General features: G+C 67.1%; 13 protein-coding genes and 1 riboswitch. Of the genes, 5 read left to right on the top strand and 8 right to left on the bottom strand.

Annotation, left to right across the window (positions count from 1 at the left end):
* The first annotated feature begins 4 nt into the window (after positions 1-4).
* The 3 genes from ACTU6V_RS06820 to ACTU6V_RS06830 are packed head-to-tail and all read left to right on the top strand — an operon-like array spanning position 5 to position 2,929.
* Positions 5-1,192, top strand: a complete 1,188-nt coding sequence (locus ACTU6V_RS06820; protein WP_443467325.1) for an ROK family transcriptional regulator — start codon at positions 5-7, stop codon at positions 1,190-1,192.
* Positions 1,192-2,157 (top strand): ROK family protein, encoded by a 966-nt coding sequence (locus tag ACTU6V_RS06825; protein ID WP_443467324.1) that lies wholly within the window; start codon positions 1,192-1,194, stop codon positions 2,155-2,157. The genes ACTU6V_RS06820 and ACTU6V_RS06825 overlap by 1 nt, the downstream gene beginning before the upstream one ends.
* Positions 2,150-2,929: a glucosamine-6-phosphate deaminase gene (locus ACTU6V_RS06830; RefSeq protein WP_443467323.1), complete on the top strand. Its 780-nt coding sequence runs from the start codon at positions 2,150-2,152 to the stop codon at positions 2,927-2,929. The genes ACTU6V_RS06825 and ACTU6V_RS06830 overlap by 8 nt, the downstream gene beginning before the upstream one ends.
* Here ACTU6V_RS06830 and ACTU6V_RS06835 read toward each other — a convergent pair.
* The 6 genes from ACTU6V_RS06835 to ACTU6V_RS06860 all read right to left on the bottom strand — a co-directional run bounded on the left by ACTU6V_RS06835 (position 2,926) and on the right by ACTU6V_RS06860 (position 10,185).
* The gene (locus ACTU6V_RS06835; protein ID WP_443467322.1) at positions 2,926-3,357 is read right to left on the bottom strand and encodes an NUDIX hydrolase; all 432 of its coding nucleotides are present in this window, start codon (positions 3,355-3,357) and stop codon (positions 2,926-2,928) included. The genes ACTU6V_RS06830 and ACTU6V_RS06835 overlap by 4 nt on opposite strands.
* A complete protein-coding gene (locus ACTU6V_RS06840) occupies positions 3,350-4,711 on the bottom strand; it encodes an FAD-binding oxidoreductase (RefSeq protein WP_443475290.1) in 1,362 nt (453 codons plus the stop codon). The genes ACTU6V_RS06835 and ACTU6V_RS06840 overlap by 8 nt, the downstream gene beginning before the upstream one ends.
* Positions 4,708-5,079, bottom strand: coding sequence for a YrdB family protein (locus ACTU6V_RS06845; protein ID WP_443467320.1), 372 nt, complete (start codon positions 5,077-5,079; stop codon positions 4,708-4,710). Before ACTU6V_RS06845 ends, ACTU6V_RS06840 begins: the two co-directional genes overlap by 4 nt.
* A 9-nt stretch (positions 5,080-5,088) precedes the next feature.
* On the bottom strand, positions 5,089-7,134 hold the full coding sequence (locus ACTU6V_RS06850; protein ID WP_443475291.1) for a sigma-70 family RNA polymerase sigma factor: 2,046 nt from the start codon (positions 7,132-7,134) through the stop codon (positions 5,089-5,091).
* 373 nt (positions 7,135-7,507) lie between these two features.
* Entirely contained in the window at positions 7,508-8,656 is a 1,149-nt protein-coding gene (nagA, locus tag ACTU6V_RS06855) for an N-acetylglucosamine-6-phosphate deacetylase (RefSeq protein WP_443475292.1), read from the bottom strand.
* On the bottom strand, positions 8,653-10,185 hold the full coding sequence (locus tag ACTU6V_RS06860) for a beta-N-acetylhexosaminidase (RefSeq protein ID WP_443475293.1): 1,533 nt from the start codon (positions 10,183-10,185) through the stop codon (positions 8,653-8,655). Before ACTU6V_RS06860 ends, nagA begins: the two co-directional genes overlap by 4 nt.
* A gap of 74 nt (positions 10,186-10,259) precedes the next feature.
* Positions 10,260-10,344, top strand: a riboswitch (ZMP/ZTP riboswitch).
* Between the two features lie 44 nt (positions 10,345-10,388).
* On the opposite strand from ACTU6V_RS06860, the gene glyA reads away from it, so the two are divergent.
* The gene (gene glyA, locus ACTU6V_RS06865; RefSeq protein WP_443467316.1) at positions 10,389-11,663 is read left to right on the top strand and encodes a serine hydroxymethyltransferase; all 1,275 of its coding nucleotides are present in this window, start codon (positions 10,389-10,391) and stop codon (positions 11,661-11,663) included.
* A 115-nt stretch (positions 11,664-11,778) separates the two neighbouring features.
* Positions 11,779-12,666 (top strand): bifunctional methylenetetrahydrofolate dehydrogenase/methenyltetrahydrofolate cyclohydrolase, encoded by an 888-nt coding sequence (locus tag ACTU6V_RS06870; RefSeq protein WP_443467315.1) that lies wholly within the window; start codon positions 11,779-11,781, stop codon positions 12,664-12,666.
* An 18-nt stretch (positions 12,667-12,684) separates the two neighbouring features.
* On the opposite strand, the gene ACTU6V_RS06875 is transcribed toward ACTU6V_RS06870, so the two are convergent.
* The gene (locus ACTU6V_RS06875; RefSeq protein WP_443467314.1) at positions 12,685-13,242 is read right to left on the bottom strand and encodes a hypothetical protein; all 558 of its coding nucleotides are present in this window, start codon (positions 13,240-13,242) and stop codon (positions 12,685-12,687) included.
* Positions 13,239-13,958 carry a DUF6882 domain-containing protein gene (locus tag ACTU6V_RS06880; protein ID WP_443467313.1) on the bottom strand — a complete coding sequence of 240 codons (720 nt, stop codon included), beginning with the start codon at positions 13,956-13,958 and terminating at the stop codon, positions 13,239-13,241. The genes ACTU6V_RS06875 and ACTU6V_RS06880 overlap by 4 nt, the downstream gene beginning before the upstream one ends.
* Positions 13,959-14,111 lie beyond the last annotated feature (153 nt).

Raw genomic sequence — 14,111 nt, forward strand, 5'->3', positions numbered from 1 at the left:
AAACATGTCCGAAACGGGTGAGCCGCGGGATTCGACCCCTGTCCAGTACGTCAGCGCGCAGCCGCATGCCTTCGGGCCGGCGCGCTCTCTGCGTTCCCGCGCCAAGGTGCTCCCCGAACATGCCCGCGGGCACAACAGGGCGCTGGTGCTGCAGACGCTGTACCACGCGGGGTCGATGAGTCGCGCCGATCTCTCGCGCGAGACCGGGCTGACCCGCGTGACCATCTCCGATCTCGTCGCCGAATTCATCACAGACGGGATCGTCATCGAACTCGGCATCCGCGAGACGAGCGGCCCCGGAAAGCCGCCTATCCTCATCGACATCGATCGCCTCGGGCACCAGATCATCGGGCTCGATCTCTCGGACACCGAAGTGTTCCGCGGCGCGGTTCTCAGCCTCGACGGCGACGTGCTGGTGCGCCGTGAGGTCGCACGGCCCGCGCAGTCCGACGGAGGCGCAGCTTATGACGCGGTTCTCAGCCTCAGTCGCGCACTCGTGTCTGCGGCCACCGCGTCGCTGCTGGGCGTGGGCGTCGGCACCCCTGGCGTCGTGCGCCCGGACGGGGTCGTCCTGAACGCTCCCAACCTCGGCTGGAGGGACTTCCCTCTCGAGGCCCGACTCGGAGCTGACCTCGATCTGCCTGTGCTCGTGCGCAATGACGCGAACGCCGCGGTGCTCGCCGAATACACGTTCGGGGACGCTCGGTCCGACTTCATCCTGATTAAGATCGGATTCGGCGTCGGCGCAGGTCTCATCTCCGGCAGTCAACCGCTGATGGGAAGCCGTTTCGCCGCCGGTGAGATCGGGCACGTCATCGTCGGCACCGACGGGGGGCCGCACTGCGTCTGCGGACGAGACGGATGCCTGGAGGCCTGGCTCAGCGTCACGCGACTGCGCGACGAAGTTGCAGCACACCCCGATGCCCGCGACGTGATCCTGCGCGATGCGGGAGCGCGCATGGCGATCGCTATCGCTCCCATCGTCACAGCGCTCGACCTCTCTGAAGTGGTGCTCTCCGGACCATCCGATCTGCTCGACGGGCCGCTCATCGAGGCGGCCACCGAAACGCTGCGCGCCCGCACGCTCGAAGGTGTCTTCGACGACGTCGTGATCCGGCTCACCCGCCAGGACGACATCGTGCTTCGCGGTACTGCTGTCATGGTGCTCTCCGGTCAGTTGGGAGTCTCGTAGTGCCACTGGCAGACCTTTCCCGCGTCGTTGCCGTTCGCATCGGTCTTGACATCGGCGGGACGAAGACAGATGCCGTCGCCGTCTCGGATGCGGGCGACATCATCGGCCGCGTTCGTCGCCCGACAGGGCACGGAGCGGATGCTGTCGTCGCAGATGTCGTGGACAGCGTCCGCGAGTTGCAGGCAGAAGCGGGCTTCGATCTTGCGGATGTGCGCAGCGTCGGCGTCGGCATCCCTGGCCTCGTCGACGCAGCACATGGTCGGGTGCTGCACGCGGTCAATCTCGGTGTGGAGTCGCTTGATCTGGCCACGCTCGCCGGCGCCAGGCTCGGTGTTCCTGTCGCCGTGGAGAATGATGTGAAGGCCGCCGCTCTCGGCGCAGCATCCCTGCGCGGATCGCAGGCTGCTCCCTCGATGGCGTACCTCAACCTCGGCACGGGAGTGGCCGCCGGAATCGTCGCAGACGGTCGCCTCTGGAGAGGCGCCAGAGGCACGGCGGGTGAAGTGGGCCACATCTCCGTCGATCCGACCGGACGAGTGTGCACCTGCGGTCAGCGCGGCTGCATCGAGACGCTCTGCGGCGGAGGCTCGGTCGCCCGCGCCTGGGGACGACCCGGTGCCCTCCCTGTGCGCGACATCTTCGACGCGGCCGACGCAGGCGACACCGAAGCGCTGATGCTTCGCACCGACCTCGCGCGCGGCGCAGCGGCCGCCGTGCGGGTGCTCGTGCTCAGTTGTGACGTCGAGACGGTCGTCATCGGCGGCGGAATCACCGCCCTCGGTGAGCGCCTCGGCGTCCTCATCCGAAACTCTCTCATCGCCGATGCGGCAGGGTCGCCGTTCCTGCGGTCGCTGCATCTCGATGAGAGAATCGAATTGCTTCCCTCCGGTTCTCCGGCGGCCGCCCTCGGCGCCGCGCTGGTCGGAGCGCTCGCCCCCGAACAGGAGATTGCTATTCATGGCTGAAGTCGTCATCGTCGAGAACCCCGCTGCTGCGGGAGCGCTGGTCGCGGATGAGATCGTGCGATTGATCGCGCGGCGTCCGGATGCCGTATTGGGCCTTGCCACCGGATCGACTCCGCTCCCGGTGTACGAGGCGCTGCACGGACGTCTCGCGGGAACAGATGTGTCGCAGGTGCGCGGATTCGCTCTCGATGAGTACGTCGGCATCGACCCCGCTCACCCCGAGAGCTACCGGTCTGTGATCACCCGCGAGGTCGTGGAACCGCTGGGTCTGAACCCCGAGCGCATCCACACTCCGAACGGTGCTCTGGAGAGCGTCCAGCATGCCGGTGCTGACTACGAGGCCGCGATCGAGGCTGCTGGCGGCGTCGACCTGCAGATTCTCGGAATCGGCACCGATGGTCACATCGGATTCAACGAGCCCGGCTCATCCTTCGCTTCGCGCACGCGCGTGAAGACCCTCACCGAGCAGACCCGCAAGGACAACGCCCGCTTCTTCGACTCGATCGACGATGTGCCGATGCACTGCATCACTCAGGGCCTCGGCACGATCCAGCGCGCGCGGCATCTCGTGCTCCTCGCGTTCGGCGAAGGGAAGGCACGGGCCGTCGCCGGTGCCGTCGAGGGGCCAGTCAGCGCGCTGCTGCCGGGGTCGGCCATTCAGCTGCACGAACACGTGACGGTCGTCGTCGATGAAGCCGCAGCCTCCCAGCTGAAGCTCGCCGACTACTACCGTTACGCCTTCGACAACAAGCCGGAGTGGCAGGGGCTCTAACGCCGGGAGGGCGCGTCCTGGTCCCGCGCGAGCGCGGGCCAGGCGATCGGCAGCAGGTGCTCGAGGCTCAGCGGCGCGAGCTCGAGCGTGCCGATGTCTGCCGGGGTGATCCATCGCAGCTCGGCGAGCTCGGCCTGCACGCTGACCGCATCCGCGTCGATCGTGAGCGCGAACGCGTCGGCGATGACGCGGTGACCCGGTTCATTCGCGGCGGCGGACGTGAATCTGCCCAAGGGCTCCAGTTCGGTCTCGGCAACGATCAGCCCGAGCTCTTCATCGAGTTCGCGGGCGAGCGTCTGGGCCGGGCTCTCGCCGGCCTCCGGCTTCCCTCCCGGCTGCATGAACGCGGTCGTGCCCTGCTTGCGCACGACGAGCACGCGTCGGGTCTGATCGTGGATCACCGCCGCGCTGACGTGGATATCAGGCATGATCGAACACCTTTCCGGGATTCAGGATGCCGAGGGGATCGAACACGCGTTTGATCTGTCGCTGGATCCCCCACTGATCCTCGCCGAGTTCTTCGGAGAGCCACCGGCTCTTCAGTATCCCGATGCCGTGCTCGCCGGTGAGGGTGCCGCCCAACCGGATCGCGGAACGGAACAGATCATCTGCGGCGGCCCACACGACGTCGGGGACCTCTTCGCCTTCGAAGATGAAGTTCGGGTGCAGGTTTCCGTCGCCGGCATGGGCGACCGAGGGGATGATCAGCCCATACTGCTTTTCGATGCGGGCGATCTCGTCGTACATCGCCGGCAGGGCGCTGCGCGGCACCGAGACGTCTTCGATCAGGGTCGTGCCGAGACTCGCGAAGGCGCCATGCATCGAGCGGCGGATCGTGAGCCGCCGCTCGCCCTCGGTGCGGTCATAGGTGAGCGCGACCTCTCCGCCTGCCGTGCGCAGGACCTCTGCGATGCGATCGGCATCGGAGCGGGCAGTGGGCCCATCGGTCTGGATGGTCAGCTGTGACGTCGCGGGCGGGGGAGCGGACAGCGACAGGTACGCGTGCACTGCGGCGAGGCTGGTCGCGTCGATGAGCTCCATGATCGCCGGCTGGACACCGGATGCCGTGACCGCGGCCGACCCCATTGCCGCTGCGCGCACACTCGAGAACAGTGCGGTGAGCGTGCACGTCTCGCCCTCGACGACGCGGCGAAGTTTGAGAGTGGCGCCGACGACGACACCGAGGGTGCCCTCCGAGCCGATGACGAGCGACGTCAAGTCGAGACCGGTGACGCCTTTCACGCTCCGGTGCCCCAGGTGCAGGAGGCGCCCGTCGGCGAGCACGAGATCGATGGCGAGCACGCAATCGCGGACCACGCCATATTTCGCACACAACAGGCCGCCGGCGCCGGTGGCGATATTGCCTCCGACGGTGGAGATGTCGCGGCTGGCGGGGTCAGGTGGCCACCACAGTCCGCTTTCGGCGAGCAGGGCGCCCAGATCCGAATTGAGGATGCCGGGCTCGACGACCGCGATCAGATCATCTGGGCGAATCTCGAGCACCCGATTCATCCGTACGGTCGACAGCACGATCTCGCCGGGGCCGGCATTCGCAGCCCCTGCGAGCCCAGTTCCGGCGCCGCGAACAACGACCGGAGTGCGATGCTCGGTAGCAAGACGCATCGTCTGCTGCACGTGGGTGATGTTCTCCGCGTGCACGATTGCGAGCGGTCTGCCAGGGGAGCGATGTCCCGACCGGTCAGAGCGCGCGGCCTCCAGAGAATCTTCGGCGACGTCGACAATGTCGCCGAGTGCTTCCCTCAGGGCCGCGAGGGCGGTCAACGCAGGTTTCTCCTACCCGTGACGACACCGGTTGCCACGGCGACGACCGCGAAGGCGATGCCAGCCCACGCCTGTCCCATCGACCACCACGCCAGCGTGACGCCTGCGTAGATCAGCAGTTCGACAGCCGCGCGGATGAACGGATGCAGCTGCAGTACGGCGCGAGGAGAGAGGAAGAGCGCCCAGACCAGCAGCACGACGGCGGGTGTGCCGAGACCGAGGACGAGGCTCCACGGGAAGCCCCACATCGAGAAGCCCCAGATCGCAAGCGACGCCAGCGCGACGATCAGGACGACGGTCCGAATGATCTCGAGTGGACTGATCCTGGGCCGGGTGGGATCGGGGACGGCGTCTACTGCTTCGGGCATGATCCCAGTCTATTCGGCCGGGATCGATTCCTCAGTCGGCGCCGGTTCGGGCTCCTCGATGGCAGGTTCGTCGGAGGGGACTTCCGCCGCGGGAGCGGTCTCAACGGCATCGGTGGACTCGTCGGCAGCGGGCTGCTCAGGAACCATGGTCTCTTCGATGGCGACCTCGTCTGCTGGCATCGCCGCTGAGGGAGTCTCGACGGCGCTCTGCGGCGCCTGCGCGAGAGGTTCGACGTCGGTGGGCTGTTCGGCAGAGGCTGCTGAATTGCGGTTGGCGCCAAGGGACCAGAGTGTGCTCATGAGCGGATACTCCGCACCATCGTCAGTGAAGTACTGGATGGTGACGCTCGCATTGCGCACGATCTGGATGAAGGTAGGACGCAGGTCCAGCACGCCAGCGCCGTCCGCATCGAGAACGATCTGCCCCGCACCGTTCGAACTGCCGTTGATGAGCGCCTGCACGGTGGTGCCGGGAACCCCGTTCACGGTGATGTTGAGATGGGTCTTTCCTGCGCTGTCGATCGAGACCGATGTGCCGACGATCGTCACAGGAGCGGTGGGACCGGCTGGTTCGGCGGGGTCCGTCGGGTCGACAGGAGGCTCCGTAGGATCCACGGGAGGGTCCGTCGGATCGGTCGGGTCCGTGGGGTCGGTGGGGTCGGTCGGGTCCGTGGGGTCGGTCGGGTCGGTCGGGTCCGTGGGGTCCGTCGGATCGGTCTCCCCACCGTCGCCGGGGTCGGTCGGCTCCGTCGTCTCTATGCCGTCGTTACCCTCACGGTCGCCGGACTGCTCGTCGTCGACAGGCGCAGAGGCCTCTTTCACCGGTGCCTCGGCGACGGGCGGCGCGACGGGCGGCTGCAGGTCGGGAGCATCCTTCGGCGTCTTCTTCTCCGGAACGTCGAGAACGAGGGTGTCCTTCGACTCGATGCTGCCATCGGGCGCGACATCCGAAGAGATGGATGAGCTGTCTGCATCACCAGCGCTGGGCAGTGACGTCACGGGACTGGCAACGAGAAGACCGGGGACGATCGCCGCGGCTGCGACTACGCCGGCGACGACCAGCGCCGCCGATCCCGCGCCGACGAGTGCACCGATGCCCGTGATGGCTCCGCCACTCGCACCGCTGCCCGCTGAGCTGCTGCCAGCGGTGCTCGCCGCAGCCTCCACACCGGCCGGTGTCGCACCGGTGACGACGACGCCGCCAGCGACCACGCTGGAAGGCATTGCGGCGATGGCGACGACAGGAACACCGCCGGTCTGCAGCATGGCTGCGTAACCGCTGGCTCCGGCGATACCCAGGACCAAGGGCAGCAGAACCAGCGCGAGTCGGCTGGAGACCTCATCGGCCTCGCCGGCGACGATGAGGCAGCGTGCGCAGCTACCGAGGTGCGCGTCGACGCGTGCGCGGTCTCGTGTGCTGACGTTGCCGCGTGAGTAAGCTCCGAGATGCTCTATCGTCCAGTGGCATTCCGAATCGGAAGCTGTGCTGCGAAGGTGCGCCTGCACCCATGCCTCGCGCAACCCCTCGCGGGCGCGGAAGGCGAGCTGGGACACGGCACCGGCCTTCATACCCAGCAGGGGGCCGATCTCGGCAGGCTTCATCTGCTCGATTTCGGAGTACCAGAGCACCTCTTGCCAGCGCGTGGGCAGGCTGCGGAACGCTTGCGCTGTCAGTCCGCGGTCGAGCGCGTCGTTGGTGGCCTGTTCAGTGCTGTCAGGGTCGGGAACGGTCTCGAGCTCGTCCATCGCGGTCTCGCGACGCGCGCGTCCCCACGCGGCGGCAGTATTGCGGATGCTCGTGAACAGGTAGGCGCGGAACGAACCGTTCGGGCCGCCGCCCTTCAGGATCGCCTGATAGATGCGTGCGTACGACTCCTGGACCAGGTCATCAGGATCGATGCTCGACGTGACTGAGCGGGCGACCGCGACGCCCGACGGGTAGTGGCGGCGCCAGAGCTCACCGAACGCTTCACCGTCTCCTGAGCGGGTGCGCAGGATCAGGTCAGCATCAGCTGCCGGTTCGGTCTCAGAGGTTTCGTCGTTATGCACTGTCATCCGTTGGTTGTGGGGCGTGTCGTTGGCCTCCACAAGAAGAGACGCGTGAATCGCTCATTCATCACGCGCCCGAGCTATTCTCTCGCGAAATTCCCAGCCTGGCCAGCCCTGGGGATAACTCGGAGACAATTCTCAAAAAATCTTTTCGATCTCGCGTAATGAATCGGCATGACGCTCGTCTCCTAGGTGAGAGACAGCCACAAGAACTCCACCGGGGGGCGGAGTTCGGCTCCGATGCAAGGGGTAAACGCACCGGTCGGGCAGGCTCAGGACCCTCGGGGGAGGAGATCCTGGGCCTCCCGCTCTCGGCCCGGAGGGAGCCGGGGTCCGCCGCTGGGGAGGGCGGCCCCTCCACCTCTCATCGCGCGTGTGCTCAGCGCACTGCCGCGCCCGTCTGCACGTGCTTCACCTGCAGCGCTGCGTCCAGCACCACGGCATCGCCGACGAATCCGGGTGCGAGCTGTCCCAGACGCGCGCCCAGACCGATCGCTGCCGCTGGCGTCTGCGTGAGTGCACGGACAGCGTCGACCAGAGGCACTCCTGCCTGCACCGCGCGCTGGAGTGCGATGTCTTGAGTGAGAGTCGATCCCGCAATGGATCCGGTGGCATCCGTGCGCGCAATGCCGTCCTTTACCGTCACCCGCACTGCACCGAGGTCGTAACTGCCATCGGCGCTGCCGGCGGCCGCCATGGCATCGGTGACAAGCGCCACCCGGCCAGGAGCTGAGTCGAACAGCAGCTTGATGACCTTCGGGTCCAGATGCACGTTGTCCGCGATCGCCTCGAGCACGACGCGGTGGTCTGCCGCGGCGGTGAGCACAGGACCGGGCGCGCGGTGATGGATGCCGGGCATCGCGTTGAACGCGTGAGTGAGGATCGTCGCTCCTGCATCGAACGCGGCACCAGTCTGAGCGGCATCTGCGCTCGTGTGGCCGACCGCGGCCGCAGCGCCGGCCGCGACGATCAGTCGGATCGCCTCGATACCGCCGGGCAGTTCCGGGGCGAGCGTGACCTGGCGCACCGTGCCACGCCCCGCGTCGAGCAGCCGCTGCACGTCCTCCGCCAGTGGAGCGCGAAGCAGAGACGGCTCATGCGCGCCGTGGTGCGCGACATCGAGGAACGGTCCTTCGAGGTGCGAACCGAGAACATCGGCATCCGTCTGCATCAGGTCTGCGATCGCACCGACCTGGCCGATGAGATCGTCAATAGAGGCCGTGACGAGCGAGATCACCGCACGTGTCGTGCCGTGATGCCTGTGCATCGCGCGTGCGGCGCGGATCGCCTCCGCGCCGTCGTCATAGGATGCTCCGGCGCCGCCATGCCCGTGGATGTCGACGAAGCCCGGCGCGAGCACGGCATCCGGGCCGGCGATCGTCGTGGCGTCGAGGATCGTGTCGGCATCGGGCCAATCAGACTCGGTGCCGACTTCGACGACCAGACCGTTCTCGAAGCGCACCCAGGCGTTCTCAGTCTCGGTCCCGTTGGTGATCAGACGGGCGGAATGGATCACGGTGGTGCTCATCGGCTGCTCCAATTGACCTCGGCGGGGCGGTGGCCTCCCCATTCTGCGGCATCCCACACGGCGCCGAGTCCGCCCACCCGCTCCTGGAACGACGACCACTCGCGGCGGTCGGTAGCCGACCAGGCCGTCTCTGCGAGCGCGGCGGCACGGGGGAAGAAGAGCTGATCGATGTCGGCGAGCGTCGCGATCGTCTCGCTCCACAGCGGACCCTCCACTCCGATGACGGCTTCGGCGGGGAGATCGTCGACGATCGCCGTGGGCTCCCATTCGTAGGCGGTCTTCAGATCGATGAGTGCTGCCCAGTCGAGACCCAGCGCAAAATCGGCGTCGTACTTCTGGTCGAGGTATGCGGTGTCAGACGGTGACATGATCACCCGGCCCCCGCGCTCTGCGAAGCGTCGCGCCTCATCGGCGTGCGCCGCGGATGGTGTGACGCTTCCCCAGTACTGGCCGATCGTCCCCTCGGCTACCTGCGCGGAGCCCGCCTCGTGCCACGTGACGGGTGTCTTGCCCAATTCTGCGACCAGGGCGGTGACCCGCTCCATGAAGGCGTCGAAGTCCGCGGGTGGGGTGCCGAGTGCTTCGTCGCCGCCGACATGAAGATACGGTCCGGGAGTGAGGTCGGCGAGTTCGGAGAGGACATCCCGCAGGAACTCCCACGTGCTCTCGTCGTGGATCTTCACCGAGGAGTGTCCGACGCCCCAGCCCAGGTACGGCTCGCCGCTGATCGGCAGCGGCTGGTTGAGTGATTCTGCCTGCGCGATGAGCGCATCGTTCATGACCGGCTCCTCGACGATGCCGGGATACGCGAGGCCGATCGCGTGCGTGTGACCCGGCACGTCGATCTCCGGTACGACGAGCATGTGGTGCGCGCTCGCGTGACGCACGATCTCCTGGAAATCGGCCTTCGTGTAGAACCCTCCCGGACGCCCGAACACTGCCGTCGTCGCCCCCTTCTCGGTGAGCAGCGGACGACTCTCGATCTGCAGCCGCCATCCCTGGTCGTCGGTGAGGTGAAGGTGCAGACGGTTGAATTTGAGGGATGCCGCCCGCTCGATGAACGCCTTCACCGTGTCGACGTCGAAGAACGTGCGCGCGACGTCGAGCATCACCCCCCGGTACTCGAAACGCGGGGCGTCATCGATGTCGACGCGCGGCAGCGTCCATTCGGCGCCATCGCGCATGAGCAGCTGACGAACGGTCTGGATGCCGTAGAAGAGACCGGCGGCCGCGCCCTCAATGCGCACGACCTCGCCGACGCGCACGGTGTAGCCCTCCGCGCCGTGGTCGGGATCGTGCCGGAGAACGAGATCGCCCGGTTCCGCGGCGCCGTCCACGATCTCCGGACGGCGCCCAACGCGCTCGGCGATCACATCCGCCAGGACGGATGCTGCGGCATCCACCTGCTCTCGGTGCGTGCTGGCCCCGGGAGCGCCGTCCTCGACGACGATGCGCGCACTCGAAGCGAGGGCGAGTGCGCCGGTGCGCTCGACGAGGATGGAGGGAGCGGGAACAAGTGGAAGGGTCATGAACAAAAGGTACTCCGTGCAGGCCGCAACGTCGAAGTGCGAGCGCTGTTCGGGCGCCAGTGATTCCGGTATGCTCGAACGGTCGCGACTGGCGTCTGGGTGGGCTACCACCGGGGAGCGACCGTTACGGAAATTCGACCGCGCGCCTGGGCCGATGACATCCATTCCCCGATGACATTCATTCCGCAACGAAAGAGGACGACATGACCGATCCGTACTTCAACGCCCCGCTCTCCGAGGTCGACCCCGAGATCGCCGAGGTCCTCGACCGCGAGCTGAAGCGTCAGCGCACCTTCCTCGAGATGATCGCATCCGAGAACTTCGTGCCCGTCTCCGTGCTTCAGTCGCAGGGCTCGGTGCTCACGAACAAGTACGCCGAGGGCTACCCCGGTCGTCGCTACTACGGCGGCTGCGAAGAGGTCGACGTCGCAGAATCCCTCGCGATCGAGCGCGTGAAGAGCCTGTTCGGCGCCGAGTTCGCGAACGTTCAGCCGCACTCCGGTGCCACGGCGAACGCCGCCGTCATGCACGCGATCGCCCGCCCCGGCGATACGCTCCTGGGTCTCTCGCTCGACCACGGCGGACACCTGACCCACGGCATGAAGATCAACTTCTCCGGCCGTCTCTACGACATCGTCGCCTACGGCGTCGACCCAGAGACGTCGCTCGTCGACATGGACGAGGTCCGCCGTCTCGCCATGGAGCACAAGCCCAAGGTCATCGTCGCCGGCTGGTCGGCATACCCGCGTCAGCTGGACTTCGCTGCGTTCCGGGCGATCGCCGATGAGGTCGGTGCTCTGCTCTGGGTCGACATGGCGCACTTCGCCGGCCTCGTCGCGGCAGGTCTGCACCCGAACCCGGTTCCGCACGCACACGTCGTCTCATCGACCGTGCACAAGACGATCGGCGGCCCCCGTTCGGGCTTCATCCTCTCGAACGACCCTGAGATCGCGAAGAAGATCAACTCCGCTGTCTTCCCCGGTCAGCAGGGCGGACCGCTCATGCACGTGATCGCTGCGAAGGCCACGGCGTTCAAGCTCGCAGCGACGCCGGAGTTCAAGGACCGTCAGGTCCGCACGCTCTCCGGTGCCAGCATCCTCGCCGACCGCCTCACCCAGCAGGACGTCAAGGACGCCGGAATCGCCGTGCGCTCGGGCGGCACCGACGTGCACCTCGTGCTCGTCGACCTTCGGGATGCCGCGATCGACGGCAAGCAGGCCGAAGACCTGCTGCACGACATCCACATCACCGTCAACCGCAACGCTGTTCCGAACGACCCTCGCCCGCCGATGGTCACCTCGGGGCTGCGCATCGGCACAGCTGCGCTCGCCACCCGCGGGTTCGGCGATGCCGAGTTCACCGAGGTCGCCGACATCATCGCCGAGGCGCTGATCCCGGACGCCGACGTCGAGGCTCTCAAGGCCCGTGTGGACGCCCTCGCCGTGCAGTTCCCCCTGTACCCCGACCTGCAGCAGTAAGCCGCGCCCCGCCCACATTCACCGCGAGAATCGGTTTGCCGCGCGAGGATTCTGCTGCCACGCAGATTCTCGCGCGGCAGAGCAATTCTCGAGGGATGCTCGAGAGGAAGACAACATGACCGCACAGGTACTGGACGGCAAAGCCGCAGCTGCGGAGATCAAGAGCGAGCTGACAGCGCGGGTCGCCGCCTTGCGCACGCAGGGAATCGTGCCCGGCATCGCCACCGTGCTCGTCGGTGCGGACCCGGCATCACAGCTGTATGTCGGGATGAAGCACCGGCAGTCCGAGGCGATCGGGATGAATTCGATCCAGCGCGAGCTGCCGGCGGATGCTGCGCAGCAAGAGGTCGAGGCGCTGATCGACGAGCTCAACGCCGACCCCGACTGCCACGGTTACATCGTGCAGCTGCCGCTGCCGAAGCACCTCGACACCGACGCGATCCTCGAGCGCATCGATCCGGCGAAGGATGCGGACGGCCTCCACCCCACGAACCTCGGCCGCCTCGTGCTGAACGTCAACAACCCGATCACTACGCCGCTGCCATGCACCCCGCGCGGCGTGATCGAACTGCTGCAGCGCAATGGCTACGACCTGGGCGGCAAGCACGTCGTCGTCGTCGGGCGAGGTGTCACGATTGGCCGGCCGATGGGCCTGCTGCTGACCCGTCGCGACATCAACGCGACCGTCACCCAGGTGCACACCGGTACCCCTGACATGTCGCCGTATCTGCGCCAGGCCGACGTGATCGTCGCGGGCGCCGGAGTCAAGCACCTCATCAAGGCCTCAGACGTCAAGCCGGGCGCAGCGGTGCTCGATGTCGGCGTCACCCGTGAGGATGACCCCGAGACCGGCAAGAGCCGCGTGTTCGGCGACGTGCACCCCGATGTCGCAGAGGTCGCCGGCTTCGTGTCGCCGAACCCCGGCGGCGTGGGCCCGATGACCGTCGCGCTGCTGATGACGAACGTCGTCGAGGCAGCCGAGCGGCTCGTAGCATCCCGCTGAGCGGGATGGCGAGAGCGCCTAGAGCTCGTCGAGCATGCGGCGCTGCTCTGGCGTGAGCCCGTCGTCCAGTTCCGCGCGCCCTGCGGCCTGGGCGGGCGACGGCCCCGCAGAAGACGATGGGGCGGATGCCGCGGCACCCCTGCCCTTGACCTTCGAGGCGACCGAACCCATGAGCTCTCCGGTCTTGGCCTCCATGCGGTCGTCGATCTGGTCGTAGATGACCCAGGCGATCAGCAGATAGAGCGGGGGAAGCACGTACCCCCAGAACCACCCGTTCACGTTCACGCCGCTGAGCACCACGGTGAGCACCCAGACGATGAGCTCGACGATGAAGACGAGCAGGTACTGAACGAGCTTCTCTGCCAGCTTCGAGCGCGAGTCAGCCGATTTCGCTGCCGAGCCGCGGAACGCCTTGAGCAGCGTGGGCTTGAGCGCAAGAGTCGCCAGCGTGAGGATGATCGATGCCCACAGTGCGTGCCAGCCGACGCTGACACTGCGCATGATCAGGCCGATCAGGAACAGTACGACGACATTGAAGACGTACAGCGAAACTGCGCGGATCAGCCAGTTCTTCATGCGCCGAGACTACCCTCGATGCCGGTGATCCGAGCCTGCTCATCGAATCGGAATGTCGCTGTGCCCGAAGCATCCGAGACCTTCGCGCCGGTGAACTCGGCGTCGGTCCATTCCAGGTTCCAGCCGGCGAGGCGCGCGGCATCCCACACAGACGAGCGGGCATCGCTGAGGGCAAGGCCCGAGAGGATGCGAGGCGCCTTGGCGGCGGCATCCGCGACAGTCGTGGCGGGGAGGGGCGCATCGAGCAGGAACACGGCTCGCGTGCCACCGCCGATCGGCGCGGAGTAATAGGGGGAGCGCCCGGTGATCTCGGTGGCGATCGCACCGATCTGGTGCGCGGTGTCGGAGATCCAGGCTTCTGCATCAGCGCCGACGTCGTCGGGGAACGCGAGCTCGGACTGGGTCAGCTCGACCAGATCGTACTGTGCTCCGTAATCGCGCAGCTGCGCGGCGATGCCCTGCGGGTCGCCCTGAGGGTGAGCCCAGGCCCACAGCAGCGAGCGGGGCCCCGGCGCGATCGTCGCGATCAGATGCGGCCGCGTGACGATGTTCTGCGCGGGGTTGGTGATCGAGCTGAACGTCAGCGTGCCGGCAGCCATGTCGGCATCCCAGCGGTGCTCGCCGAGTGCGTCGACGGCACTGGTGAGCGCGTCCTGGCGGAGAGCGGCGAAAAGGGACGCGCGATCGGCGAGTGGCTGAAGGGCTGCGAAAGTCATGCCTCCAGTGTGGCCGCACATCCTATGAGTCCGCCACTGTCGCGGCCGGGGCAGTCCTACCCATTCGCCACACGCTGGGCGCTGCTGCACTAGAGTGTTAGAGCTTTGCCACGTGGAAAAGTGTGGCAAGAGCACACGCACTGCACTCCGCCG

Origin of the sequence: Microbacterium zouquanmingi (assembly GCF_052266675.1) — a bacterium.
Taxonomy (GTDB): domain Bacteria; phylum Actinomycetota; class Actinomycetes; order Actinomycetales; family Microbacteriaceae; genus Microbacterium.

Coding starts and splice junctions, on each gene's coding strand:
- ACTU6V_RS06835 (WP_443467322.1), bottom strand. CDS start 3,357: ATGCCTGATATCCACGTCAGCGCGGCGGTGATCCACGATCAGACCCGA.
- ACTU6V_RS06860 (WP_443475293.1), bottom strand. CDS start 10,185: ATGACCCTTCCACTTGTTCCCGCTCCCTCCATCCTCGTCGAGCGCACC.
- ACTU6V_RS06875 (WP_443467314.1), bottom strand. CDS start 13,242: ATGAAGAACTGGCTGATCCGCGCAGTTTCGCTGTACGTCTTCAATGTC.
- nagA (WP_443475292.1), bottom strand. CDS start 8,656: ATGAGCACCACCGTGATCCATTCCGCCCGTCTGATCACCAACGGGACC.
- ACTU6V_RS06850 (WP_443475291.1), bottom strand. CDS start 7,134: ATGACAGTGCATAACGACGAAACCTCTGAGACCGAACCGGCAGCTGAT.
- ACTU6V_RS06880 (WP_443467313.1), bottom strand. CDS start 13,958: ATGACTTTCGCAGCCCTTCAGCCACTCGCCGATCGCGCGTCCCTTTTC.
- ACTU6V_RS06830 (WP_443467323.1), top strand. CDS start 2,150: ATGGCTGAAGTCGTCATCGTCGAGAACCCCGCTGCTGCGGGAGCGCTG.
- ACTU6V_RS06870 (WP_443467315.1), top strand. CDS start 11,779: ATGACCGCACAGGTACTGGACGGCAAAGCCGCAGCTGCGGAGATCAAG.
- ACTU6V_RS06820 (WP_443467325.1), top strand. CDS start 5: ATGTCCGAAACGGGTGAGCCGCGGGATTCGACCCCTGTCCAGTACGTC.
- ACTU6V_RS06845 (WP_443467320.1), bottom strand. CDS start 5,079: ATGCCCGAAGCAGTAGACGCCGTCCCCGATCCCACCCGGCCCAGGATC.
- glyA (WP_443467316.1), top strand. CDS start 10,389: ATGACCGATCCGTACTTCAACGCCCCGCTCTCCGAGGTCGACCCCGAG.